Here is a 24,351-nt window from a genome sequence, read left to right as displayed (position 1 = left end):
CGGCCCACGCCCACCCGGACGCGGCCAACGCGATCCGGCTAATGCGCGGGGCGCCCGTCCACCGCGTCCTGCGCGGCCAGTTCGTCGAGTTCGGCCTGCTCGAAGCCGGCATCGCGCCGCGCATCGAAATTGAACGGGCCACGCAGCCGCGGCGCGTGGTACTGCTCGGCGAGCTGCCGATAGGTCGGCACGGGGTCGCGCCCGGCTGCGTCGCACAGATGGCGGAACCAGCGGTTGCCGATCGCGACATGGCCGATTTCGTCGCGCAGGATCACGTCGAGAATCGCGGCCGACGCATCGTCGCCCGCCTGCACGAGCCGCGCGCGGATCGGCGGCGACGCGTCGAGCCCGCGGGCCTCGAGCGTGCGCGGCACGAGCGCCATGCGCGCCAGCACGTCGCCCTTGGTCCGCTCGCACATCTCCCACAGCCCGTTGTGCGCGGGAAAATCGCCGTATGCATGCCCGAATGCCGCGAGACGATCGGACAGCAGCGTGAAGTGATAGGCCTCCTCGGCCGCGACCTTCAGCCAGTCCGCGTAGAACGCGTCGGGCATGCCCGCGAAGCGCCAGACCGCGTCGAGCGCCAGGTTGATCGCATTGAACTCGATATGGGCGAGCGCGTGCAGCAGCACGACGCGCCCTTCGGGCGATCGCATGCTGCGCCGCTGCAACTCGCGCGGCTCGACGAGCGGCGGCCGCGCCGGGCGCCCCGGCAGATCGGCCGGTTCGCGCAGTTGAAGCAACGGCACGATCGCGGCCTGCCCGGCCCGCAGCGCATCGTGCAGCGCGCGTACCTGCGCGGCTTTCGCCGCCGGCTCGGCAGCTCGCAGCGCATCGAGCGCCACGCTGCGCACGCAGGCGGGCGCCGTGCCGAAAGAAGAAGACGCGATGCTCATAAACAGGGACACCTTGCGTACGCGGCGTGGGAGCACAGGCACGCGACGGTTTACAATATGCGTTTGTTCCGCGGCGCCAGGCGCCGGGCAAACCGGACGCGCCATTCTACCGGCGCCCGTCATCGAAGATCACCAAGGAGACTCCGTGACGATCTACAAGCTGGGCGATACGGCCCCGACGATCCACGAAAGCGTATTCGTCGCCGATACGGCGGCCATCATCGGCAAGGTCGTGCTCGAGGAAAACGCGAGCGTATGGTTCGGCGCGACGATTCGCGGCGACAACGAGACGATTGCGGTCGGCGCCGGCAGCAACGTCCAGGAAGGCGCCGTTTTGCATACCGACCCGGGCTTTCCGCTGACGATCGCCGAGAACGTGACGATCGGGCACCAGGCGATGCTGCACGGCTGCACGATCGGCGAAGGTTCGCTGATCGGGATTCAGGCGGTGGTCTTGAATGGCGCGGTCATCGGCCGCAACTGTCTGGTTGGTGCCGGCGCGGTCGTGACGGAAGGCAAGACGTTCCCGGACAACTCGCTGATCCTCGGCGCACCGGCGAAAGTCGTGCGCGAGCTGTCGGCAGAAGACATCGCGCGGCTGCGCGCAAACGCGAAGACGTATGTCGAGCGGCGCGCGCATTTCAAGGAGCAACTCGTGCGGATCGGGTGATTCGCACGGATTTCAAGGAAGAAGAGTGAGCGACCAGTTACAGAAATTCATGTTCAATGCGGCGCCCGTGCGCGGCGAGATCGTTTCGCTGCGCAACACGTGGCAGGAGGTGCTCGCCCGCCGCGACTACCCTGCCCCCGTGCGCACAGTGCTCGGCGAGATGATGGCCGCGTGCGCGCTGCTGTCCGCGAACCTGAAATTTCACGGCACCCTGATCATGCAGATCTTCGGCGACGGGCCGGTCCAGATGCTGGTCGTCCAGTGCGGGTCCGATCTGTCGATGCGTGCGACCGCGAAGTTCTCGGGTGACGCCGCGCAGACGATCGGCGACGACACGCGCTTCGCGTCGCTCGTCAACGCGAGCGGCCACGGCCGCTGCGTGATCACGCTCGACCCGGCCGACAAGCTGCCGGGTCAGCAGCCGTATCAGGGCATCGTGCCGCTGAACGGCGTCGACGGCCCGCTCGAATCGGTGTCGCAAGTGCTCGAGCAGTACATGCGCCACTCGGAACAGCTCGACACGCGGCTGTGGCTCGCCGCCGATCGCGACCGCGCGGTCGGCATGCTGCTGCAGAAGCTGCCGGGCGACGGCGGCATCGTGCCGCGCAACGCCGAAACCGATATCGACACGTGGGAACGCGTGTGCACCCTCGGCGGCACGCTGTCCGCGAAGGAACTGCTGGAGGTCGAACCGGAAGTGGTGTTCCGGCGGCTGTTCTGGCAGGAAAACGTCCAGCACTTCGAACCGGCCGGCACGCGCTTCCAGTGCTCGTGTTCGCGCGAGAAGGTCGGTGCGATGCTGCGCATGCTCGGTCGTGAAGAAGTCGACAGCGTGATCGTCGAGCGCGGCCACGTCGAGATCCACTGCGAATTCTGCAACCAGCGCTATGAATTCGATCCGGTCGACGTCGCGCAACTGTTCGCGGCGCCCGGTGTCGAAACCGGTATCGCGCCCGCGACCGACCAGCGTCACTGAGCCGCGCGTGGGCCGAGCGCCCGTGCCCGCCACCGGCGCGGCACGGGCGCATAATGACGCACGAGCGCCGCATGCGCGGCTCAGGCGCCGGAGGTTCGGCCTTCGGCACAAGCCGCTTTCCACGGTCGGCGCACCGCAGGAGAAACACATGAATCGCCGCCCCTTTTGCGCCATCCGCACCATCGTCCTGACGAGCATGGCCGCCGGCACGCTCGCGCTTGCCGGCTGCGCGATGCCGCCGCCGACTTCCACGATCCTGAGCCGCCTGCCCGAACCGGGCGCGTCGGGTGGTCAGCCGCCCGTGCTGTCGAGCGCCGAACGCAAGCGCTACGACGAGATCGATCGGCAAGTCCTGCGCGAGCAGAACAGCGCGATGGCGGCGGAAGCGGCCGCGCGCGCGTGGGCTTATTACTCGCCGCCGCCCGTGACGGTCTACGGCGGATATTACGGCGGCGGATGGGGCAATCGCTGGGGCTCGGGCATCAGCTACGGCTACCCGGGCTGGTGGTGGTGAGCAGGCATCGCCCGATCGATTGACGACTGGCAGGAAATAAAAAAGCGCGGCATTTCCCGCGCTTTTTCAATGGGTTCGAGGTATCGCGCTCAGTGATGCGCGGCCTTGCCCTTGTCGCCGCCATGATGCCGCGACGGCTTCGCGATCGACTGCGGATTCGGCACGACCCGCACGGGCGCCGCCGAGACGGTACCGCGCGTCGACGTATTCGCCGGCGTGTTGTTCGTCGGCCCCGCAGGCGCATTCGGCGATACGAACTGCACGAATACTTCGCCGTCCTTGACCATGCCCATCTCGTAGCGTGCACGCTCCTCGATCGCCGCGGTGCCGCTCTGCAGATCCTGCACTTCGCCGGCGGTGCGCTCGTTGCGCAGCTTCTCGTCCGCGTTCTTCCGGAGCTGGTCGTCGAGCTGCTGACGCAATTCATGCACCCGCAGCCAGCCGCCGTGTCCCCACCATAGGGGGTACTGAATGAGCGCCAGCAAGGCAATCAGGACGACAGTGACAAGCCGCATGTAAGAGACGCAGATATAAGAAGCGCCGCTCCGCGCACAGGCACAGAGCGGCGTCGAGATGACGAACCCGATAGTAGCGCGTTAGCGCAGGTTATAGAAAGCCGATTTACCCGGGTAGCTCGCGATGTCGCCGAGGTCTTCCTCGATGCGCAGCAGCTGGTTGTACTTCGAGATACGGTCGCTGCGCGACAGCGAACCCGTCTTGATCTGGCCGGCATTCAGGCCGACCGCGATGTCCGCGATCGTCGAATCTTCGGTTTCGCCCGAGCGGTGCGAGATCACGGCCGTGTAGCCCGCGCGCTTCGCCATTTCGATCGCCGCGAACGTTTCGGTCAGCGTACCAATCTGGTTGATCTTGATCAGGATCGAGTTCGCGATGCCCTTCTCGATGCCTTCCTTCAGGATGCGCGTGTTCGTGACGAAGAGATCGTCGCCAACGAGCTGCACCTTCTTGCCGAGGCGGTCGGTCAGCAGCTTCCAGCCGTCCCAGTCGCTTTCGTGCATGCCGTCCTCGATCGACACGATCGGGAACTTGTCGGCGAGCGTCGCGAGGTAGTCGGTGAATTCGGCCGACGACAGTTGCAGGCCTTCGCCCGCGAGCTGGTACTTGCCGTCGTGGTAGAACTCGGATGCCGCGCAGTCGAGCGCGAGCAGCACGTCTTCGCCCGCACGGTAGCCGGCCTTCTCGATCGCCTGCAGGATCGTCGACAGGCACTCGTCGTTGCTGCCGAAGTTCGGCGCGAAACCGCCTTCGTCGCCGACCGCCGTGCTCATGCCGCGGTCGCTGAGGATCTTCTTCAGCGCGTGGAACACTTCGGCGCCGCAACGCAGCGCTTCACGGAACGTCGGCTGGCTGACCGGGACGATCATGAATTCCTGGATGTCCAGGCTGTTGTTCGCGTGCGCGCCGCCGTTGACGATGTTCATCATCGGCACCGGCAGTTGCATCGCGCCCGAGCCACCGAAGTAGCGGTACAGCGGCAGGCCGGCCTCTTCGGCGGCGGCCTTCGCGACGGCCATCGACACGGCCAGCATCGCGTTCGCGCCGAGGCGCGACTTGTTGTCGGTGCCGTCCAGCTCGAGCAGCGTCTTGTCGAGGAACGCCTGTTCCGACGCGTCGAGGCCCATGATGGCTTCGGAGATTTCGGTGTTGATGTGCTCGACCGCCTTCAGCACGCCCTTGCCGTTGTAGCGGCCGGCTTCGCCGTCGCGCAGCTCGATCGCTTCACGCGAGCCGGTGGACGCGCCCGACGGCACCGCCGCGCGGCCCATCGTGCCCGATTCGAGCAGCACGTCGCATTCGACGGTGGGGTTGCCGCGCGAATCCAGAATCTCGCGGCCGATGATATCTACGATTGCACTCATGGGTTTCCTCTGAGAATGACGATGGATTCTTCAAACTGCGACGGCGTGCGTGCCGGAACCGCTTTCGCTACAGACGCGCGAAGCCGTCGCAAGGTTCATTCGATCTTTAATTGAAATCGTTTTCCAGGAACGGATTGCGCTTCACCGCCTGGTCGAGCGTGACGAGGGTCTCCAGCAGCGCGCTCATCCGGTTCAGCGGCACCGCGTTCGGGCCGTCCGATTTCGCCTCGGCCGGATTCGGGTGCGTTTCCATGAAGAGGCCCGCGACGCCCGTCGCGACCGCCGCACGGGCGAGCACCGGCACGAATTCGCGCTGGCCGCCCGAGCTCGTGCCCTGCCCGCCCGGCAACTGCACCGAGTGGGTCGCATCGAACACGACCGGCGCGTTCGTCTCGCGCATGATCGCGAGCGAACGCATGTCCGACACGAGGTTGTTGTAGCCGAACGAGACGCCGCGCTCGCACGCCATGAAGCGGTCTTCCGACAGCCCGGCTTCACGCGCCGCGTCGCGCGCCTTGTCGATCACGTTCTTCATGTCGTGCGGCGCGAGGAACTGGCCCTTCTTGATGTTCACGGGCTTGCCCGAGCGCGCGCACGCATGGATGAAATCGGTCTGGCGGCACAGGAACGCCGGCGTCTGCAGCACGTCGACGACCGACGCGACCTGCTCGATCTCGTCGATCGAATGCACGTCGGTCAGCACCGGCAGGCCGAGCTGGCGCTTCACCTCGCCGAGGATCCGCAGCCCCTCGTCCATTCCGAGACCGCGAAACGACTTGCCCGAGCTGCGGTTCGCCTTGTCGTAGGACGACTTGTAGATGAACGGAACGTTCAGCTTCTCGCAGATTTCCTTCAGGCGGCCGGCCGTGTCGATCGTCATTTGCTCCGATTCGACGACGCAGGTACCCGCGATCAGGAAGAACGGTTGATCGAGACCGACCTCGAAATCGCACAGCTTCATGCTTGCACTCCGCGCGCTTGCTTGTTGGCGAGCGCGGCTTCGACGAACGACTTGAACAGCGGATGACCGTCACGCGGCGTGGACGTGAATTCCGGGTGGAACTGGACGCCGACGAACCACGGGTGCATCGAACGCGGCAGCTCCATCATCTCCGGCAGATCCTCGCTCGGGGTACGGGCGCTGATGATAAGGCCGCCGGCTTCGAGCTGGGGCACGAAGCGGTTATTGACTTCATAACGGTGGCGATGGCGCTCGTTCACGTCCTTGCCGTAGATTTCCTCGGCCATCGTGCCCGGCTTGATCGGGCAGCGCTGCGAACCCAGACGCATCGTGCCGCCGAGGTCGGATTCCTCGGTGCGCGTCTCGACCTTGCCTTCGCGGTCGTACCATTCGGTGATCAGCGCGACCACGCGCTCGGGCGTGTCCGGATCGAATTCCGTGCTGTTCGCCTGCTTCAGGCCGACGACGTCGCGCGCGAATTCGATCACCGCGAGCTGCATGCCGAGACAGATGCCGAGATACGGCACCTTCGACTCGCGCGCGTAGCGAACCGCGGCGATCTTGCCTTCCGTGCCGCGACGGCCGAAACCGCCCGGCACCAGCACGGCGTCGAGATGCTTGAGGCTGTCGACGCCGTTCGTCTCGAGCTCTTCCGAGTCGATGTATTCGATGTTGACCTTGGTCGACGTGTGGATCGACGCATGGCGCAGCGCCTCGATCAGCGACTTGTACGACTCGGTCAGGTCGACGTACTTGCCGACCATGCCGATCGTCACTTCGTGCTCCGGGTTTTCGAGCTTCTCGACGAGCGTCGACCACATGCTCAGGTCGGCGTCCTTCGGCGACAGCTTCAGCTCCTCGCAGATGATCCGGTCGAGGCCCTGGTCGTGCAGCATCTGCGGAATCTTGTAGATGCTGTCGGCGTCCCACACCGAGATCACGGCGTCTTCCGGCACGTTCGAGAACATCGAGATCTTCTTCGATTCGTCGTCGGGAATGCGGCGGTCGGCACGGCACAGCAGCACGTGCGGCAGGATGCCGATCTCGCGCAGCTTCTGCACGCTGTGCTGGGTCGGCTTCGTCTTCAGCTCGCCGGCCGTCGCGACGTACGGCACGAGCGTCAGGTGCACGAAGCACGCGCTGTTGCGGCCGAGGCGCAGGCTCATCTGGCGTGCGGCCTCGAGGAACGGCAGCGACTCGATGTCGCCGACCGTGCCGCCGATCTCGACGATCGCGACGTCCGGCTCGCCGCAGGTGGCCGATGCCGCCCCGCGCTCGATGAACGCCTGGATTTCGTTCGTGATGTGCGGAATGACCTGCACGGTCTTGCCGAGATAGTCGCCGCGGCGCTCCTTGCGGATCACCGATTCGTAGATCTGGCCGGTCGTGAAGTTGTTGGCCTTGCGCATCTTCGTGCTGATGAAGCGCTCATAGTGGCCGAGGTCGAGGTCGGTCTCCGCTCCGTCTTCCGTCACGAACACTTCGCCGTGCTGGAACGGGCTCATCGTGCCGGGGTCGACGTTGATGTAGGGATCGAGCTTGAGGAGGGTGACTTTCAGACCGCGCGATTCGAGGATCGCGGCGAGAGAGGCGGCGGCAATACCCTTGCCGAGGGAAGAAACTACGCCGCCGGTGACGAAAACATATTTGGTCATCGCTGGATGCTCGCGGGAAAAACGGATTATACCGTAAAGCCCGCCCTTTTCTCAGCAATTGACGCGATGATCGCGCCCTTTCGTACCGCCCCGCGCGGCGGTGCGCGCCGGCGCGAACCGGCCGGCCGGTCGGCGCCACGCGCATGCGCCGGCGGGCGCTCGGCGCACGGGACGAAACGTCAGGCGCGCCTCGCGAGCGGCGCGCCGGCCTGCGAAATGCCGCCCGAAACGCCGCCCTCTTCCGCCTTCAGCGAATTCAGCATCCGCTGCAATGCGCGGGCGGTCTCGATCGGCCGCTCCATCGGGAACAGGTGACTGCCTTCCAGCCATTCGATGCGCCCGCGCGTCGCACGGCGCGTCGCGTCGAGCCCGACCTGCCGCACCTCGCGCGAGCGCGTGCCGGCGAGAAAGCCGAGCGGCACCGGCGCGCCGTGCGCGAGCCGCGGGCCGAGCGTGTGCGGCAGCGTCCGGTAGATCAGGTATTCGACCTGCCGGTCGAACGCGAGCGCGCGTGCGCCGTCGGGGCCGGCCTGCGGGATGCCGTAGTCGATATAGTCGGCGAGCATCCGTTCGTCCCAGCGCGCGAACGCGGGCTTCTCGCGGAAGTGCCGCCAGACTTCGTCGCGGCTCATCCAGCGCGTGCGCCGGTTGCGCGTCGCCGCGGCGGGCGACAGCCGCTCGTCGAGCCCCGCCCACTGGCTCGCGCGCAACGCGCCGGCACGCCAGCCCGCGATGATCGGCGAATCGATCATCACGACGCCGCGCACCCACTGCGGCTTCTTCAGCGCGGCCATCAGCGACAGGTAGCCGCCGAGCGAATGGCCGACGAGCCAGACCGGGCGCTCGTAGCGGCTGCCGATATCGTCGAGCAGTTGTTCGACGAGATGCGGCCAGTCGCGCGTCACCGGGTAGCGGCGGTCGTGGCCGATCCGTTCGATGTAGCGCAGCTCGTAGTCGTCGGCGAGTTCGGCGAAGATCGTCCGGTACGTCGACGCCGGGAAGCCGTTCGCGTGCGAGAAGTGGAGGATGTCCTTCAAATGCCGGTGTCTCCTTTGTCGACGAGAGTTAGCGCTTTAGCGCCTACTCTCGTCCCATGCTTCGCGGTCGACGGGAGGGGGTGCGTCAGCGCTTGTGCCATTCCCATGCGTCATATTTCTGTCGGAACCGGGCTTCGGCACGGCACGCCGGCCGTCGCCACGCTTACCGGTCCATCCAGTACCGGCGCCGTTCGTCGCGATAGCGCGCGAATGCGAACCCGCCGCCGGCCGGCGCGACGTCGAACCGCACGGCGCCGTCGCGATCGGTGCGCGGCAGCGGAATCCCGCGCGCCTCGTAGCGGGCGAGCACGGTCCGGTGCGGATGCCCGAAACGATTGCGATAGCCTACAGGAAATACCGCGACGCGCGGCCCGACCGAATCGAGGAAAGGCTCGACCGACGACGTGCGGCTGCCGTGATGCGGAACGACCAGGATCTGCGCGGGCAGCGCATCGCGCGCATCGGCCACCAGCCGGCGCTCGGCGGCCGCCTCGATGTCGCCCGTCAACAGGGCCGACGTGCCGCCCGCGTCGATGCGCAGCACGCACGATTGCCCGTTCGACGAACCCGTGCCCACCCCGTCCGGCGGCCACAGCATCGTAAAGACGACACCGTCCCAGGTCCAGCGCTGCCCGGCCGCGCAAGGCAGCCGATCGGCCACGCCGGCCGCCTGCGCCTCGCGCCACAACCGGTGCCGCGGCGCAATGCCGGCCAGCAGCTGGCGCACGTCGGTCGCCGCATAGACGGCCGAAGCACCGCCTGCATGATCGGCATCCGCATGACTGAGCACGAGCGAATCGATCGCCGCGATGCCGCGCGCCCGCAACGCCGGCGCGACGATCCGCGTACCGGCATGCGTCGATTCCGCGCCGGGCCCCGCATCGAACAGCAAGGTCCGCCGCGCGGTTTCGACCAGCACCGCCGCGCCCTGCCCGACGTCGAGCACGGTCAGCCGGAAGCCGCCCGCCGGCGGCGCGTCGGGCGCCGGCGCGACGAGCGGCAGCCACGTGAGCGGCGCCGCCCAGCGCAACGGCCAGCCGCGCGGCATCAGCGCCCAGGCGACGCCCACGCATGCCAGCGCCAGTACCGGCCACTCGGGCATGCGCAGCCACAGCACGCCGGCCGGCCAGTCGGCCAAGTGCCCGAGCAGCGTCATCATCGGTGCGAGCGCCGTATGGGCGAGCATGAACGCACCGGCATCGAACGGCGCCGGCAACGCGATGCCGGCCAGCACGACGGGCGTGACGACCGAGCTGACCCACGGAATCGCGAACGCATTGCCGAACGGGCCCGACAGGGAAACCTGAGCGAACCATGCGGCGGTGAGCGGCGCGAGACCGATCGTCACCGCGTACTGCACGCGCGTGGCCTCGGCGATGCGGCGCCGGCAGCGCGTCGCCCACCCGCGCAATCGCCTCCGCAAGCCGGCCGTGCGGCTTTCCGCGCCCGTTTCGTCGTTCTCGTCGATCCCGTCGTTCTCATCGAGTTCGCGCACCGCGCGCCAGCCGGCGACGGCCTGCAGGATCACGGCGACCGCGCCGAACGACAGCCAGAATCCGGCCGACAGCACGGCCCACGGATCGGCGAGCAGCACGCCGCCGAGCGCCGCGCACAGCACCGCGGAGGTCGGCACACTGCGGCCGGCCAGATACGCGACGCCGCCGCCCGCGATCATCCACCACGCGCGCTGTGCCGGCACGTTGAAGCCGGCGAGCGCGGCGTAGCCCGCAGCAGCGACCAGCGCGGCAAGCGCGGCCGCGTACGGCGCCGGCAACACGAGCGTCGCGGCCCGCGCGCGCCAGCGCATGCGGCGCCAGACCATCGACACGAGCCAGCCGGCGATCGCGCCGACCAGCCCGACATGGAGACCCGAAATCGCGACCAGATGGCTCGTGCCCGTATTGCGCAGCACGCGCCAGTCGTCGTCGCCGATGCCCGACTGGTCGCCGATCGCCAGCGCGGCGACGATGCCGCGGTGCGCCGCATCGGTGCCGAGCACCTCGCCGATGCGTGCCCGCAGCGCGTCGCGCACCCGGTCGATCGATGCACGCCATCCCGCCGCGCGCGCATCGAGCAATACGGCCCGACGCGGCGCACTGACATAGCCGATCGCGCGAATGCCCGCCGCGAGCCACGCCGCCTCGCTGTCGCGCACGCCGGGATTGGCCTCGGCATGCGGACGCTTGAGACGCACGACGAAACGCCAGCGCTGGGCCGCCCGCAAATCGGGAAGCGCATCGCGTGTCGCGGGTGCGCCGTATGCGCGCCACGACAAGCGGATCAATGGCGGAAAACGGGCGAGCCCCGCATCGTTCGATTCGACCGCGAACAGCAGCCGCGCCCCCGTCTCGTCGACGACCGGCAATCCGCGGATCACACCCGTGACGACGATGTCGCGCCCTTCCCACTCCGGCGGGAGGCTGTCGCCGAGCCGCCACTCGGCCCGCGCGGCCGCATAGCCGAACCCCGCGACGCAGGCCGCGAACACACACAGCATCCAGCCGCATGCCACGACCGCACGCGTGCGCCGTCGACGCATGCACCACGCGCCCAGCGCCGCGCAGCCCGCGAGCACGGCTGCTCCGACCGTCCATGCGATCGCCCCCGGCAACGCCGCCTGCCGCTGCAGCACGACGACGCCGAGCGCGAACGCGATCCACCACACGCGCATTCCGCCTCCTCGTCGACCCGGCGCCAGCCCTGCCCGGGCGGCGCCTTCCGGCAACGATTATGCGGACGAAAGTGCGAGTCGCGGCAGCGCGGCGAGCGCGTTAGCCGAAGTGCATACGGCCAGTTCGCCAGTATCGAGCCCGCGCAATTCGGCGAGCACGCCGCCGATGCGCGGCACCTGGTCGGGTGTGTTGCGGGATTTGTATGCCCATTCGGGCGCGATGTCGGGCGCGTCGGTTTCGACGACGAGCGCGTCGAGCGGCAACTCGGTGGCGAGCCGGCGGATCTGCCGCGCGCGCGTGAAGGTCACGTTGCCGCCGAAGCCGAGATGCAGGCCTTGCGCCAGATACGCTTCGGCCTGCTGGAAACTGCCGTTGAACGCATGCGCGATGCCGCGCCGCACGCCGAAACGGCGCAGCCCGGCCAGCACGCGGTCCTGCGACTTGCGCACGTGACACAGCACGGGCAAGTCGAGTTCCCGCGCGAGCCTGAGCTGGCCCTGGTAGAAGAACTGTTGGCGCTCTTCATCGAGACCCGGCACGAAATAGTCGAGCCCGATTTCGCCGATCGCGACGAAACGCGGATCGTCGAGACTCGCCTCGATCTCCATGCGCAGCCGGTCGAGATCGGCGTCGCGCGCCTGCGGCGTATACATCGGATGGATGCCGAGCGCATACGCCGCGCCGGGCGTGCGCTGCGCGAGTTCGCGCACCGTCGTGAAGTTGTCGCGCCCGATGCTCGGGATCACGATGCGCGACACGCCGGCCGCGCGCGCGGCGTGCGCGACCGCGTCGCGGTCGGCGTCGAATTCGGCGGCATCGAGATGGCAATGCGTGTCGATCCACATGGCAGCGGTCCTGCACCGTTGTATCGTGCCGGGGCGAACCCGGCACGGCCAATGGCGTGGCTTTTTTACACCGGCAGCGCCGGCTCCTCGTGCAACACGCCGTCGCGCAGCCGCATGATGCGGTCGCAGCGCGCGGCGAGATCGGGGTCGTGCGTGACGATCACGAAACTCGTTTCGAGCGTCTCGGACAGTTCGAGCATCAGGTTGAACACCGTGTCGGCCGTCGTGCCGTCGAGGTTGCCGGTCGGCTCGTCGGCGAGCACGCACGCGGGCTTCGTGACCAACGCACGCGCGATCGCGACGCGCTGCCGTTCGCCGCCCGACAATTCGCCCGGCCGGTGCTTCGCACGCGGGCCGAGACCGACGCGTTCGAGCATCGCCTGTGCCTGCCCGCGTGCGTCCTCGGTCGTCATCCGGCGGATGCGCAGCGGCATCGCGACGTTGTCGAGCGCCGTGAACTCGGGCAGCAGGTGATGGAACTGGTAGACGAAGCCAAGCGCGCGGTTGCGCAACTCGTTGCGCTCGCGCTCCGCGAGCTGCGTAAACGGCTTGCCGAGCAGCGACACTTCGCCGGCGCTCGGCTCGTCGAGCCCGCCCAGCACGTGCAGCAGCGTGCTCTTGCCGGAGCCCGACGCCCCGACGACCGCGAGCTTCTCGCCGCGCCGCACCGTCAGCTCGGTGTTGTTGAGCACCTGCACGTTGAAGCCGCCCTGCACGAACGCCTTCGTGATCCCGCGCGCCTGAAGCACGTATTCCTGCATACCTGCCGAATCCTGTCCGTTGTGTTGTTGTCGTGAATCCGCGAATGCGGCCGCGCGGTCATTCATAGCGGAGCGCCTCCGCCGGCTTCACCTTCGCGCCGCGCCAGCTTGGATAAAGCGTCGCGACGGCCGACAGCGCGAACGCGATCAGCCCGATCCGGATCACGTCGCTCGCGACGAGTTCGGACGGCAGCTCGCTGATGAAGTACACCGACGGCGGCAGGAACTGCACGCCGAACAGGTGCTCGATCATCGGAATCAGCCACGGGATGCTCCACGCGATCAGGCAGCCGAGCGCGACGCCGGACGCGGTGCCGACGAAGCCGATCGTCACGCCCTGCACGACGAAGATCTTCATGATCGACCCCGGCTGCGCGCCGAGCGTGCGCAGGATCGCGATGTCCGCCTGCTTGTTGGTCACCGTCATCACGAGCGACGACACGAGGTTGAACGCGGCCACCGCGATGATCAGCGTGAGGATGATGAACATCATCCGCTTCTCGATCTGCACGGCCGAGAACCACGTCTTGTTCTGCTGCGTCCAGTCGCGGATGTACAGGCTGCCCGACAGCGTATGCGACAGCTCGAGCGCGACCTGCGGCGCCTTCTGCATGTCGGTGAGCCGCAGCCGCACGCCGGTCGGCGCGCTCATCCGGAACAGCGCCTCGGCGTCGCGGATGTTGATCATCGCGAGCGTGCTGTCGTATTCGTAGTGGCCGGACTCGAACACGCCGACGACCGTGAACTGCTTGAGCCGCGGCATCATGCCGGCCGGCGTGATCGAGCCTTCGGGCGCGACCAGCGTGATCTTGTCGCCGACCGTCACGCCGAGGTTGCCGGCGAGCGCGTCGCCGAGCACGATGCCGAACTGGCCGGGCACGAGCGCGGCCAGCTGCCCCGCCTTCATGTCCTTGCCGATGTCCGACACCTGCGGCTCGAGCGACGGCTCGACGCCGCGCAGCATCACCCCGCTCACCGCATCCTGGCGCGCGAGCAACGCCTGCGCGTCGACGTACGGCGCGGCGCCGATCACCGACGGATTGCGGCGCGCTTCCTGCGCGGTCAGTTGCCAGTCGGGCATCGAGCCCGTCGGCGAGAACACCTCGACGTGCGCGAGCACCGACAGCATGCGGTCGCGCACCTCCTTCTGGAAGCCGTTCATCACCGACAGCACGACGATCAGCGCCGCGACGCCGAGCGCGATCCCGAGCATCGATACGAGCGCGATGAAGGAAATGAAGCCGTTGCCGGTCGTGCGTTTGCCGGCGCGCGTGTAGCGCCAGCCGATCTGCCATTCGTACGGAAGTTTCAAGCGAATCCTTTCTGCTGGTTACGGCGGACAGGTGCGCGGCGGCCGGACCGCCGCCGGGTCGTGGCCGGTAGCGGCCGGCCCCCGGCACGGTCGAAAAACGGCCGCCGGACGCGAACGGGCCGTCAGCCGGCCCGATCACGCGCGCAGTTTGCCATACAATGCGCACCATCATGCACGACCGACGCCTCCATTTTCTCGTTCCGTTCGCGCTGCCGTCGGCGGCCGATGCGGCCTCGTCCCTGCACACGCTGGACAGCCCCGCGCTTCAAAAGTTGCTCGCCCGCGCAAGCCTCGTCGAGCGCGTGGCCGGCGAGGACTTCCAGCGCACGCTGCCGCACGAGCGCTGGCTGGCAAGCCGGTTCGGCGCCACGCAGGGCAACGCCGCGGACGAGGCGCCGCTCGCGCCCTACATGCTGCTGGCCGACGGCGGCGACCCCGGCACGCACGCGTGGGCATGCGTCGAGCCCGTGCACGTCGAAATCGCGCACGATCACCTGGTGCTCGTCGATCCGGCCGCCCTCGCGCTCGACGACGGCGACGCGGCCGCGCTGCTCGCGGTCGCGCGGCCGCTGATCGAGGAGCTCGGCGTGCGGCTCGAAGCGCCGAACCCGGCGCGCTGGTACCTGTCGAGCGACCAGCTCGCGCGCCTCGCCGGCGCCGCGCCACTGCGCGCCAGCGGCCGCAACATCGAGATCTGGCTGCCGCACGAGGCCCATACGGGCGAGCGCTCGCGGATGTGGATGAAACTGCAGAACGAAGTGCAGATGGCGTGGTTCCAGCATCCGGTCAACGAAGCCCGCGAGGCGCGCGGCCTGCCGGCCGTCAATTCGATCTGGTTCCATGCGCAGGGTACGCTGAAGCCGGTCGGCAAGCCATTCGCGCGCGTGCTGTCCGCGTCGCCCGCCGCGCTCGGCCTCGCGCGCGCCGCGCAAACCGAAGCCGGCAGCCCGCCCGCGACGTTCGGCGCGCTGCCCGCCGCCGACGGCGCGACGCTCGTCGATCTGCCGGCGCTGACCACCCCGTTCATCGAGCAGGACTGGGCGCGGTGGCACGACGGCCTCGCCGCGCTCGAGCGCGACTGGTTCGCGCCGGCGCTCGCCGCGCTGCACAACGGCGAGCTGGCGAGCGTCGATTTCACGCTGTGCGGCGACACGAGCTCCGTGACGCTGCACGCGACGCGCGGCGACCTGCGCAAGTTCTGGCGCCGCCGCGCGCTCGCCTCCCTGTTCGAATAACCAGCCACCCCGTATGACCCGGATCGTTACCCGCCCCGTCGCGCCCGCCGACGCCGAAGTACTCGCGCGCCACGGCCTGCACCCCGTCCTCGCGCGCCTGTACGCGTCGCGCGGCGTGCAGTCGCCCGCCGACATCGAGACCGCGCTCGCGCGCCTCGTTCCGCCCACCGAGCTGAAAGGCTGCGCCGATGCGGCGTCGCTGCTCGCCGACGCGATTGCCGACAAGCGGCGCCTGCTCGTCGTCGCCGACTACGACTGCGACGGCGCGACCGCCTGCGCGGTCGCGGTGCGCGGCCTGCGCATGTTCGGCGCGCAGATCGACTACCTGGTGCCGAACCGCTTCGAATACGGCTACGGCCTCACGCCGGAGATCGTCGAACTCGCGGCCGCGTGCAAGCCCGACCTGCTGATCACCGTTGACAACGGGATCGCGAGCGTCGCCGGCGTCGAAGCCGCGAACGCGCGCGGCATCGACGTGCTCGTGACCGACCACCACCTGCCCGGCGACGCGCTGCCCGCCGCGCGCGCGATCGTCAACCCGAACCAGCCCGGCTGCGCGTTCCCGAGCAAGCATCTCGCCGGCGTCGGCGTGATGTTCTACGTGCTGCTCGCGCTGCGCGCCGAGCTGCGCCGCCGCGGCGCGTTCGCGAGCAAGGAAGCCGAGCCGCGTCTCGACGGCCTGCTCGACCTCGTCGCGCTCGGCACCGTCGCCGACGTCGTGCGGCTCGACGGCAACAACCGCGTGCTCGTGGCGCAGGGCCTGCAGCGCATCCGCAACGGCCGCATGCAGCCAGGCGTCGCCGCGCTGTTCCGCGCCGCCGCGCGCGAAGCGCGCACCGCGTCGGGGTTCGATCTCGGCTTCGGCCTCGGTCCGCGCCTGAACGCGGCCGGCCGGCTGTCCGACATGTCGCTCGGCATCGAGTGCCTGATCACCGACGACATCGGCCGCGCGTGGGATCTCGCGCAGCAGCTCGACGTGATGAACCGCGAACGCCGCGAGATCGAGGCCGGCATGCAGCAGCAGGCGCTCGCCGATCTCGCCGACGTCGATCCGGCCGACGCGTGCACGATCACGCTGTTCAATCCCGCGTGGCACCAGGGCGTGATCGGCATCGTCGCCGGCCGGCTCAAGGAGAAATTCCACCGTCCGTCGTTCACGTTCGCGCACGCCGACGACGAAGGCCGGCGCGTCAAGGGTTCCGGTCGTTCGATCGCCGGCTTCCACCTGCGCGACGCGCTCGACCTCGTGTCGAAACGCGAACCGGACCTGATCGTCGCGTTCGGCGGCCATGCGATGGCGGCCGGCCTCACGCTCGACACCGAAAACGTGCCGCGCTTCGCGGCCGCGTTCGAGGCCGTCGCGCGCGAATGGCTGTCCGACGACGCGCTGGCCCGCGTGATCGAGACCGACGGCGAGCTCGAGGATGCGTACTTCACGCCGCAGTTCGTCGGCCTGCTGGACGAAGCCGTGTGGGGGCAAGGGTTTCCGGCCCCGCTTTTCTCGGGCGAATTCGACGTCGTGTCGCAGTCGCTCGTGAAGGAAAAGCACCTGAAGCTGCAGCTCGCGCGCAGCCGCCAGCGCTTCAACGCGATCTGGTTCAACCACACCGAGCCGCTACCGGCGCGCGCGCTGGTCGCGTACCGGCTCGTCGCCGATACGTGGAACGGCGTCACGCGCGTGCAGCTGATCGTCGAACACGCGGCCGGCTGAGCCGGCGACCGTCCCGCGACGCGCCGCCGCACGCTCGCGCGCCGCGTTGGACGGGCCCTCCACGCATGCGCGAGCACCGTTTGCGTCACCGGGCAAGTTTGCCGATCGGCTATAATTCCGCTTTTTTACGAAGCCGGAACAGCGAACGATCATGGAAGCGGAACGTCTCAACGCGATCGAAAGCTCCCTGCTCGACCTGCGCAATCGCGCGGGCGAGCTTCGGGGGTATCTTTGACTACGACGCCAAAGCCGCGCGTCTGACCGAAGTCAACAAGGCACTCGAAGACCCGAACGTCTGGAACGATTCGAAGAACGCCCAGGCGCTCGGCCGCGAGAAGAAACTGCTCGAAGGCGTCGTCATGACGCTCACCGCGCTCGATAGCGACCTGCGCGACGCGCTCGACCTGTTCGAGCTGGCACGCGAGGAAGGCGACGAGGACACGCTTCTCGCGTCGGAAGAAGACGCCGCGAAGCTCGAGGCGCGCGTCGGCGACATCGAGTTCCGCCGGATGTTCTCGAACCCGGCCGATCCGAACAACTGCTTCATCGACATCCAGGCCGGCGCCGGCGGCACCGAGGCGTGCGACTGGGCGTCGATGCTGCTGCGCCAGTACCTGCGCTACTGCGAACGCAAGGGCTTCAAGGCCGAAGTGCTCGAAGAGTCCGACGGCGACGTCGCCGGCATCAAGAACGCGACGGTCAAGGTCACGGGCGAATACGCGTACGGCTTCCTGCGCACCGAAACGGGCATCCACCGCCTCGTGCGCAAGTCGCCGTTCGACTCGTCGGGCGGCCGCCATACGTCGTTCTCGTCGGTGTTCGTCTATCCGGAAATCGACGACTCGATCGAAGTCGAGATCAACCCGGCCGACCTGCGCATCGACACGTACCGCGCATCGGGCGCGGGCGGCCAGCACATCAACAAGACCGACTCCGCGGTGCGGATCACGCACATGCCGACCGGCATCGTCGTGCAGTGCCAGAACGACCGCTCGCAGCACCGCAACCGCGCGGAAGCGATGGCGATGCTGAAGTCGCGCCTGTACGAAGTCGAAATGCGCAAGCGCCAGGCCGAGCAGGACAAGCTCGAATCGAGCAAGACCGATGTGGGCTGGGGCCACCAGATCCGCTCGTACGTGCTCGACCAGAGCCGCGTGAAGGACCTGCGTACGAACGTCGAAATGAGCAACACGCGTGCGGTGCTCGACGGCGACCTCGACGACTTCATCAGCGCGAGCCTCAAACAGGGCGTGTAAGCGCCGCGGCGCGGCCTGCCCCGCGCCGCCCTTTCCGTTTGCGTTGCCGCACCCCACTCCGAATTCCGACCATCATGACCGAACCGACCCAAACGCAGCCCGCCGTCACGGCGGACGAAAACCAGATCATCGCCGAGCGCCGCGAGAAGCTGCGCGCGTTGCGCGAGCAAGGCGTCGCCTATCCGAACGACTTCCGGCCCGAGCACCACGCAGCCGACCTGCAGGCGAAATTCGCCGATTCGGACAAGGCCGCGCTCGAAGCGAACCCGGTCGAGGTGTCGGTGGCCGGCCGCATGATGCTCAAGCGCGTGATGGGCAAGGCGAGCTTCGCGACGGTGCAGGACGGCTCGGGCCAGATCCAGTTCTTCGTGACGCCGAACGACGTCGGCGCCGACACCTACGACGCGTTCAAGAAGTGGGACCTCGGCGACATCGTCGCCGCGCGCGGCGTGCTGTTCCGCACCAACAAGGGCGAGCTGTCGGTCCAGTGCAAGGAGCTGCGCCTGCTGTCGAAGGCGCTGCGTCCGCTGCCGGACAAGTTCCACGGCCTGTCCGACCAGGAAATGCGCTACCGCCAGCGCTACGTCGACCTGATCGTCACGCCGGAAACGCGCGACACGTTCCGCGCCCGCACGAAGACGATCGCGTCGATCCGCAAGTTCATGGACAACGCCGACTTCATGGAAGTCGAGACGCCGATGCTGCACCCGATCCCGGGCGGCGCGGCCGCGAAGCCGTTCGTCACGCATCACAATGCGCTCGACATGCAGATGTTCCTGCGCATCGCGCCGGAGCTGTACCTGAAGCGCCTGATCGTCGGCGGCTTCGAGCGCGTGTTCGAGATCAACCGCAATTTCCGGAATGAAGGCGTGTCGCCGCGGCACAACCCGGAATTCACGATGATGGAGTTCTACGCCGCGTACACCGACTACCGCTGGCTGATGGACTTCACCGAGCAACTGATCCGCCAGGCGGCGATCGACGCGCTCGGCACCGCGACGATCCAGTATCAGGGCCGCGAACTCGACCTCGCGAAGCCGTTCCATCGCCTGACGATCACGCAGGCGATCCAGAAGTACGCACCGGACTACACCGACGGCCAGTTGTCGGACGACGCGTTCCTGCGCACCGAGCTGAAGCGCTTCGGCGTCGACGTGTCGCAGCCGGCGTTCCTGAACGCGGGCATCGGCGCGCTGCAGCTCGCGCTGTTCGAGGAAACGGCCGAAGCGCAGCTGTGGGAACCGACGTTCATCATCGACTACCCGGTCGAGGTGTCGCCGCTCGCACGCGCATCGGATACGGTGCCGGGCATCACCGAGCGTTTCGAGCTGTTCATGACCGGCCGCGAGATCGCGAACGGCTTCTCGGAGCTGAACGATCCGGAAGACCAGGCCGCGCGCTTCAAGAAGCAGGTCGAGCAGAAGGATGCAGGCGACGAGGAAGCGATGTTCTTCGACGCCGACTACATCCGCGCGCTCGAATACGGGATGCCGCCGACCGGCGGCTGCGGGATCGGCATCGACCGTCTCGTGATGCTGCTGACCGACAGCCCGACGATCCGCGACGTGCTGCTGTTCCCGCATCTGCGCCGCGAGGACTGACAGCCGCAACCGCGTGTGCGCCGCGCCCCGTGGCGCGCACGCGTCGCCTTTGTAACGACGCGTAAATCCCGCCAGCCGGCGTCCGCCGGCCTTCGATCCTCCCCCGTTTTATTCCCTCGTCGCGACGCCCTTCTGCGGGTTTTCCCGGAAACCGCCGCCGACGCCCCGCTGCAATTCGTTACACCTTGATACGGCGTGCCCCGGGGCCGTGGACGACACTCCTGTTGCGTCACCACGCATGACCACGGGACCAGAACGAGGCGCAGGAACGCCGAGTCTGATCGCTCCCGAGCGTGGGATCCAGCTCCGGCGCCACGCGCCGATCCGGATCGACATTGGAGAAAAAAATGGACAACCAGAATCAGACCACGCCGCAAAAGCAACGCCTCCACCCGCTGATCGCCACCGCGGCGGGCGCCGTCATCGTCGCCAGCCTCGCGGCGACGGCAGCGATCACGGGCGTCTTCCCGAAAGCCACCAGCAGCAGCGAACAGAACGGCCAGACCCAGGCCGCGCTGATCGCGTCGCAGCCGGCGGTCGATACGGCCGCGGCCGCCAGCGCCGCGCTGGCCGCGCAAGCGCAGCGACAGGCCGCGGAACAGGCCGCCGCGCAGCAGAAAGCCGCCGTCGCGCAGGCCGAGCCGAAGCCCGCGCCGCGCCCGGCTGCGCCGCACCGCCGTCACACGACCGCCCCGCAGCCGCCGCAATATGCGCAGCAGCCGTCGGCGCCTGCGCAAGCCTACTGCCAGAGTTGCGGCACGGTCGTCTCGATCACGCAAACGCGCACGCCGGGCCAGAGCTCGGGCATCGGCGCCGTGGGCGGCGCGGCGGCCGGCGGCCTGCTCGGTAACCAGTTCGGCCACGGCAACGGTCGCACCGCGATGACGATCATCGGCGCGCTGGGCGGCGGTCTCGCCGGCAACCAGGTCGAGAAACAGGTCCGCGCGGAAACCGACTATCAGGTGCAAGTGCAGATGGAAAGCGGCGCGATGCGCACGTTCACGTATCGCAACCCGCCGCCGTTCGGCCAGGGCCAGCGCGTACGGATCGAGAACGGCACGCTGGTCGGCGCGTAAGCTCCCGATCGCGTCATCGCCGGCGTCGCTGCCCACGCGTCGCGCGCGGGCACTTCGCCCAAAACGAAAACGGCTCGCGAGCAGGCGCTCACGAGCCGTTTTTTCATTGGCGCGGCGTACACCATTGCAGCGTACGCCGTGGCCGGCCGGGTCGGTCAGTCCTCGTCGTCGAAGTCGGATTCGTCGATCCAGTGCGCCTGGATCGCCTCGAGGATCTTCTCGCCCGAGTGCGCCGGATCGTCGTCGAAGCCGTCGAGCTCCAGCACCCATTGGCGCAGGTCGACGAAGTTGATCCGCTGCGGGTCGATGTCCGGGTGCTTGTCCGCCAGTGCAATGGCTATTTCACGCGAATCGGTCCATTTCATCGCCTGCCTCCGGTTTCGGTCAGTGATTTTCCTTCGCGTGGTTGATCGAGTACTTCGGAATCTCGACCACCAGGTCCGAATCTTCCTTCACGATCGCCTGGCACGACAGGCGCGACGTCGGCTCGAGGCCCCACGCCTTGTCCAGCAGATCGTCCTCGTCCTCCTCGGACGGCGCGAGATCGTTGAAGCCTTCGCGGATCACCACGTGGCACGTCGTGCATGCGCACGACTTCTCGCATGCGTGCTCGATCTCGATCCCGTTGTCGAGCAGGTTGTCGCAGATACTCTTGCCGGGCGTCGCGTCGATCACCGCGCCATCCGGGCACAGTTCGACGTGAGGCAGCACCACCAGTTGAGGCATGTCCGTTCCGTCAGTCAGGGTGCGGCGCCAGGCGCCGCGTGGTTCATTAGCGCGCGGGCCGTGGCCGGCCGATGCGCGGTTCGTGGGTTCAGATCTCGTCGAGCCGGCGGCCCGACAGCGCGCGCTTGATGCTCTTGTCCATCCGGCGCGCCGCGAATTCGTCGGTACCGTCGGCCAGCGCCTTGGTTGCCTCTTCGATCGCATTCGTATCGTCGCCCTGCGCGACCGCGCGCAGCGCGGCAGCCAGCGCGTCGACCTGCGCGCGCTCGCCGGCATCGAGCAGTTCGCCGTCGGCCGCCAGCGCGGCCTGCGTCGCCTCGAGCATCCGCTCGGCCTCGACCTGCGCTTCGCGCAGCGCACGAGCGCGCATGTCGATTTCGGCGGTCTTGAAACTGTCTTCCAGCATCTTCGCGATGTCGTCGTCGGCGAGGCCGTACGACGGCTTCACGACGACCGATGCCTCGACGCCCGACAACTGCTCGCGCGCAAACACCGACAACAGGCCGTCCGCGTCGACCTGATAGGTCACGCGAATGCGTGCGGCGCCCGCCGTCATCGGCGGAATGCCGCGCAGCTCGAAGCGCGCGAGCGACCGGCAGTCGGCGACGAGCTCGCGCTCGCCCTGCACGACGTGGATCGCCATCGCGGTCTGGCCGTCCTTGAAGGTCGTGAATTCCTGCGCACGCGCGATCGGAATCGTCGAGTTGCGCGGAATGATCTTCTCGACGAGGCCGCCCATCGTCTCGACACCGAGCGACAGCGGAATCACGTCGAGCAGCAGCCAGTCGTCGCCGGTGCCGCGATTGCCCGCGAGCAGATCGGCCTGGATCGCCGCGCCGAGCGCGACGACCTGATCCGGATCGAGATTCACGAGCGGCGGCTGGCCAAAGTATTTGGCGACCGCGTCGCGGATCACCGGCATGCGCGTCGCGCCGCCGACGAGCACGACGCCCTTAATGTCGGCCGGCGTGACCTGTGCATCGCGCAGCGCCTTGCGGGTCGGCGTGAGCGTACGCTGCACGAGCGGCTCGACGAGCGACGCGAACGTGTCGTGCGAAATCGTCTGCACGAGGCGTGCGCCGCTCGACAGCGTCACGTCGAGCGCCGCCTCGGGCGCGGACGACAGCGCTTCCTTCAGCACGCGCACGCGATCGAGCAGCAAGCGCACGTCCTCGGGCGCGAGCGTCTTCGCGTCGATACCGGCCTGCGCGAGCACGTGATCGAACAGCGCGTGGTCGAAATCGTCACCGCCGAGCGCGGAATCGCCGCCCGCGGCCAGCACTTCGAACACGCCCTTCGTCAGCTTCAGGATCGACAGGTCGAACGTGCCGCCGCCGAGGTCGTACACCGCGTACAGGCCTTCGGCCGCGTTGTCGAGACCGTAGGCGATCGCCGCGGCGGTCGGTTCGTTCAGCAGGCGCAGCACGTTGAGGCCGGCGAGGCGCGCGGCGTCCTTGGTCGCCTGGCGCTGCGCGTCGTCGAAGTAGGCGGGCACCGTGATCACCGCGCCGACCAGCTCGTCGCCGAGCGTGTCTTCCGCGCGATAGCGCAGCGTCGCGAGAATCTCGGCCGACACTTCGACCGGGCTCTTCACGCCGTCGATCGTGCGGATCTGCACCATGCCCGGCGCGTCGACGAATTCGTACGGCGCGTTCGCCGCGCCTTCGACCTCGGCCTTGCCGCGGCCCATGAAGCGCTTGACCGACACGATCGTATTGCGCGGATCGGTCGCGGCCTGCTCCTTCGCTTCGTGGCCGATGCGGCGGCCGCCCTTCTCGAGGTAACGGACCACCGACGGCAGCAGCAAGCGGCCGGCTTCGTCCGGCAGGACTTCGGGCACGCTGTTGCGCACGGCGGCGACGAGCGAGTTCGTCGTGCCGAGATCGATCCCGACGGCGAGTCGCCGCTGGTGCGGCGCCGGCGCCATGCCCGGTTCGGAAATTTGCAGTAAAGCCATCTTGGTTCGTTCGGGCGCTCGGCCCGTTTGCTGCGCGTGCCGCAAGGCACGCGGTTAAGTTTCGAGGCGCTCGATCTGCGCGCCCACTTCCGACGCGACCCGTTCGATGAACATCAGCTGACGCACGGCTTCCGCGGCGGCCTGGTCGGCACCGCTGTCGAGCAGCGTGCCGAGGCGCTCGACGCGCACGCGCTTCTCGTCGCGCAACTCGGCGAGCAACGCATCGAGCGCGTCGACATTGCGGGCGGCCGCGGCATCCTCGATGCCCTCGCGCCACTCCATCTGCTGCATCAGGAACGCCGGCTCCATCGCCGTGTTGTTTTCCGCGCCGATGTCGACGCCGCGCAGCGACAGCAGATAGGACGCGCGCTTCAGCGGATCGCGCAGCGTGCGGTACGCCTCGTTCGCGCGCGTGGCCCATTGCATCGCGATGCGCTTTTGCGCATCGCCGGCCGCCGCGAAGCGGTCCGGGTGCACCTGCGTCTGCACCGTCCGGTAGGCGGCGTCGAGCGCCGTCTCGTCGAGCGCGAATTGCGCCGGCAGGTGAAACAGGTCGAAATGGCTGTCTTTCAGCGAAACCATCGTCGCGTTCAATTCCGGTTCGTCGCGC

At 68.1% G+C, this 24,351-nt stretch carries 22 protein-coding genes; 8 read left to right on the top strand and 14 right to left on the bottom strand.

Translation table 11 applies throughout. The features are described from left to right. Window positions 1-38: 38 nt before the first annotated feature. The gene (locus tag KPB06_RS13670; protein WP_104012027.1) at window positions 39-896 is read right to left on the bottom strand and encodes a ferritin-like domain-containing protein; all 858 of its coding nucleotides are present in this window, start codon (window positions 894-896) and stop codon (window positions 39-41) included. Between the two features lie 145 nt (window positions 897-1,041). On the opposite strand from KPB06_RS13670, the gene KPB06_RS13665 reads away from it, so the two are divergent. The 3 genes from KPB06_RS13665 (at window position 1,042) to KPB06_RS13655 (ending at window position 3,056) form a co-directional block, all read left to right on the top strand. Further along, a complete protein-coding gene (locus KPB06_RS13665; protein WP_034183575.1) occupies window positions 1,042-1,566 on the top strand; it encodes a gamma carbonic anhydrase family protein in 525 nt (174 codons plus the stop codon). Between the two features lie 25 nt (window positions 1,567-1,591). Further along, window positions 1,592-2,542, top strand: coding sequence for an Hsp33 family molecular chaperone HslO (gene hslO / locus KPB06_RS13660; protein ID WP_059583351.1), 951 nt, complete (start codon window positions 1,592-1,594; stop codon window positions 2,540-2,542). Between the two features lie 148 nt (window positions 2,543-2,690). Beyond that, window positions 2,691-3,056 carry a hypothetical protein gene (locus KPB06_RS13655; RefSeq protein ID WP_059583350.1) on the top strand — a complete coding sequence of 122 codons (366 nt, stop codon included), beginning with the start codon at window positions 2,691-2,693 and terminating at the stop codon, window positions 3,054-3,056. Between the two features lie 89 nt (window positions 3,057-3,145). Here the strand turns inward: KPB06_RS13655 and ftsB are convergent, their stop codons facing one another. The 9 genes from ftsB to KPB06_RS13610 all read right to left on the bottom strand — a co-directional run bounded on the left by ftsB (window position 3,146) and on the right by KPB06_RS13610 (window position 14,179). Next, complete coding sequence (ftsB, locus tag KPB06_RS13650) at window positions 3,146-3,571, bottom strand: cell division protein FtsB (RefSeq protein WP_059583348.1); 426 nt, start codon at window positions 3,569-3,571, stop codon at window positions 3,146-3,148. A gap of 81 nt (window positions 3,572-3,652) precedes the next feature. Next, window positions 3,653-4,936, bottom strand: coding sequence for a phosphopyruvate hydratase (gene eno, locus KPB06_RS13645; protein ID WP_006478406.1), 1,284 nt, complete (start codon window positions 4,934-4,936; stop codon window positions 3,653-3,655). A gap of 106 nt (window positions 4,937-5,042) precedes the next feature. Next, a complete protein-coding gene (gene kdsA / locus KPB06_RS13640) occupies window positions 5,043-5,897 on the bottom strand; it encodes a 3-deoxy-8-phosphooctulonate synthase (RefSeq protein WP_059583346.1) in 855 nt (284 codons plus the stop codon). Then, window positions 5,894-7,552, bottom strand: a complete 1,659-nt coding sequence (locus KPB06_RS13635; RefSeq protein ID WP_059583343.1) for a CTP synthase — start codon at window positions 7,550-7,552, stop codon at window positions 5,894-5,896. Before KPB06_RS13635 ends, kdsA begins: the two co-directional genes overlap by 4 nt. Before the next feature lie 179 nt (window positions 7,553-7,731). Next, complete coding sequence (locus KPB06_RS13630; RefSeq protein ID WP_059583341.1) at window positions 7,732-8,589, bottom strand: alpha/beta fold hydrolase; 858 nt, start codon at window positions 8,587-8,589, stop codon at window positions 7,732-7,734. Between the two features lie 163 nt (window positions 8,590-8,752). Further along, the gene (locus KPB06_RS13625; protein WP_059583339.1) at window positions 8,753-11,260 is read right to left on the bottom strand and encodes a DNA internalization-related competence protein ComEC/Rec2; all 2,508 of its coding nucleotides are present in this window, start codon (window positions 11,258-11,260) and stop codon (window positions 8,753-8,755) included. Window positions 11,261-11,317: 57 nt separating this feature from the next. Continuing rightward, a complete protein-coding gene (locus tag KPB06_RS13620) occupies window positions 11,318-12,106 on the bottom strand; it encodes a TatD family hydrolase (RefSeq protein WP_059583338.1) in 789 nt (262 codons plus the stop codon). A 65-nt stretch (window positions 12,107-12,171) separates the two neighbouring features. After that, window positions 12,172-12,867 carry a lipoprotein-releasing ABC transporter ATP-binding protein LolD gene (lolD, locus tag KPB06_RS13615; RefSeq protein WP_059583336.1) on the bottom strand — a complete coding sequence of 232 codons (696 nt, stop codon included), beginning with the start codon at window positions 12,865-12,867 and terminating at the stop codon, window positions 12,172-12,174. Between the two features lie 58 nt (window positions 12,868-12,925). Then, on the bottom strand, window positions 12,926-14,179 hold the full coding sequence (locus KPB06_RS13610) for a lipoprotein-releasing ABC transporter permease subunit (RefSeq protein ID WP_275906102.1): 1,254 nt from the start codon (window positions 14,177-14,179) through the stop codon (window positions 12,926-12,928). 158 nt (window positions 14,180-14,337) lie between these two features. Between KPB06_RS13610 and KPB06_RS13605 the strand changes: the two genes are divergently transcribed. From KPB06_RS13605 to KPB06_RS13585, 5 genes are all read left to right on the top strand, one after another. Next, window positions 14,338-15,414 carry a regulator gene (locus tag KPB06_RS13605; RefSeq protein ID WP_275906101.1) on the top strand — a complete coding sequence of 359 codons (1,077 nt, stop codon included), beginning with the start codon at window positions 14,338-14,340 and terminating at the stop codon, window positions 15,412-15,414. Window positions 15,415-15,427: 13 nt separating this feature from the next. Next, window positions 15,428-17,125 carry a single-stranded-DNA-specific exonuclease RecJ gene (gene recJ / locus KPB06_RS13600; RefSeq protein WP_104012026.1) on the top strand — a complete coding sequence of 566 codons (1,698 nt, stop codon included), beginning with the start codon at window positions 15,428-15,430 and terminating at the stop codon, window positions 17,123-17,125. Between the two features lie 151 nt (window positions 17,126-17,276). Next, window positions 17,277-18,381, top strand: a protein-coding gene (gene prfB, locus KPB06_RS13595; RefSeq protein ID WP_099316561.1) for a peptide chain release factor 2 whose coding sequence is annotated in 2 segments (ribosomal slippage) — window positions 17,277-17,357 and window positions 17,359-18,381 — 1,104 coding nt in all. Because the reading frame shifts where the segments join, the coding sequence is not laid out codon by codon here. A gap of 74 nt (window positions 18,382-18,455) precedes the next feature. Continuing rightward, window positions 18,456-19,982: a lysine--tRNA ligase gene (gene lysS, locus KPB06_RS13590; RefSeq protein ID WP_006478395.1), complete on the top strand. Its 1,527-nt coding sequence runs from the start codon at window positions 18,456-18,458 to the stop codon at window positions 19,980-19,982. Window positions 19,983-20,329: 347 nt separating this feature from the next. Further along, a complete protein-coding gene (locus KPB06_RS13585; protein ID WP_059583328.1) occupies window positions 20,330-21,058 on the top strand; it encodes a glycine zipper 2TM domain-containing protein in 729 nt (242 codons plus the stop codon). A gap of 155 nt (window positions 21,059-21,213) precedes the next feature. On the opposite strand, the gene iscX is transcribed toward KPB06_RS13585, so the two are convergent. From iscX to hscB, 4 genes are all read right to left on the bottom strand, one after another. Then, window positions 21,214-21,423 (bottom strand): Fe-S cluster assembly protein IscX, encoded by a 210-nt coding sequence (gene iscX, locus KPB06_RS13580; protein ID WP_059583326.1) that lies wholly within the window; start codon window positions 21,421-21,423, stop codon window positions 21,214-21,216. Window positions 21,424-21,442: 19 nt separating this feature from the next. Then, on the bottom strand, window positions 21,443-21,784 hold the full coding sequence (gene fdx / locus KPB06_RS13575; protein WP_059583325.1) for an ISC system 2Fe-2S type ferredoxin: 342 nt from the start codon (window positions 21,782-21,784) through the stop codon (window positions 21,443-21,445). Between the two features lie 88 nt (window positions 21,785-21,872). Then, window positions 21,873-23,741 carry a Fe-S protein assembly chaperone HscA gene (gene hscA, locus KPB06_RS13570; RefSeq protein WP_059583395.1) on the bottom strand — a complete coding sequence of 623 codons (1,869 nt, stop codon included), beginning with the start codon at window positions 23,739-23,741 and terminating at the stop codon, window positions 21,873-21,875. Between the two features lie 54 nt (window positions 23,742-23,795). Continuing rightward, the gene (hscB, locus tag KPB06_RS13565) at window positions 23,796-24,323 is read right to left on the bottom strand and encodes a Fe-S protein assembly co-chaperone HscB (RefSeq protein WP_006491598.1); all 528 of its coding nucleotides are present in this window, start codon (window positions 24,321-24,323) and stop codon (window positions 23,796-23,798) included. Window positions 24,324-24,351 lie beyond the last annotated feature (28 nt).

It is taken from the genome of Burkholderia semiarida, assembly GCF_029268935.1.
Lineage (GTDB): Bacteria > Pseudomonadota > Gammaproteobacteria > Burkholderiales > Burkholderiaceae > Burkholderia > Burkholderia semiarida.
The sequence above is the reverse complement of the archived record's forward strand: the minus strand, read 5'-3'. Positions and strand labels throughout refer to the sequence as shown.